The sequence below is a fragment of the Gordonia heveisoli genome (assembly GCF_030315745.1).
Taxonomy (GTDB): domain Bacteria; phylum Actinomycetota; class Actinomycetes; order Mycobacteriales; family Mycobacteriaceae; genus Gordonia.
The window spans coordinates 1-1,000 of record NZ_JASXSH010000051.1 but is presented as its reverse complement, the minus strand read 5'-3'; the positions used below and the strand labels follow the sequence as shown (position 1 = coordinate 1,000).

The window sequence follows — 1,000 nt, the reverse complement described above, 5'->3', positions numbered from 1 at the left end:
GGCTCTTCCTGATTTAGAGTGCGTGGAGTCGTTCTGCGAGGCCGCCTGAGTGGATGAGTGACCGCAAGATGTAGTGGGTGAGGTTGCGGAAGCCGAGGGCAATGCCGCGGAGGTGTTCGAGGCGTCCGTTGATGGCTTCGACGGGTCCGTTGGAGGCGCCGGTGTCGAAGTAGGCCAGGATCTCCGCGCGTCGGGCCCACAAGGATCGGCCAAGTTGGGCCAGTTCGGCCAGCCCGGCCGGAACACCGGAATGAATCCGTTTGAGCAGCTTGTACATCGCGATCTTCCCTTCTCGCTTGTTCGGCTGACCGTAGGCGTCGATCAGCTCCTGATAGACGGCGTAGGTGACCGATACAGCCACATGTTCCTCACGAGCATCCAGGCCGGCGCGTAGGCGGGCTTTCTGCTTGTCGGTCAACAACGCGATACGCGTCAGCAACGGCCGACGGATACCGTAGAGCGGATCACCGGTGCGACCACGATGCCCGCACGTATCCTGTTGCACACGTTGCCGACACACGGTGAGTTTGTCCGCCGCCAGATACACGACATGGAACGGATCCATCACCGCGCGCGCCTTGAGGAGGGCCTCGGCGGTCGCGGTGCGGTAGCCGGAGAATCCGTCCATCGTGACCACCCGAATCCGGTCCCGAAATGCGTCGTCGCGGGCGTCGAGCCAGCCCTTCAACGCGGCTTTGGAGCGGCCGGGCACCATGTCCAACAATCGTGCAGACCCGGTGCCCTCGACCAGTGGCGTCAGGTCGACGAGCACAGTGACAAAACTCGAATCACCCTGACCGCGAACATGTTTCCACTTGTGTTCATCTACCCCGAGGACCCGCACACCGTCCAGGCGTGCCGGGGACGACGCCAGGGTGCGCGCTGCATCAAGAGCCAGGGTGTTGACGGTGTTCCACCCCAACCCGACCGATGCGGCGACGGCTTTCACGCTCATCTTGTCTAGAATCATCCGCCGCAGAATCCATGCGGTGGTGCGGCG

1 protein-coding gene is annotated in these 1,000 nt (G+C 63.0%); it reads right to left on the bottom strand.

Annotation, left to right across the window (positions count from 1 at the left end):
• Positions 1-13: 13 nt before the first annotated feature.
• A partial coding sequence (locus tag QSJ18_RS20095) for an ISL3 family transposase (protein ID WP_286328425.1) occupies positions 14-1,000 on the bottom strand: 987 nt, incomplete at its 5' end.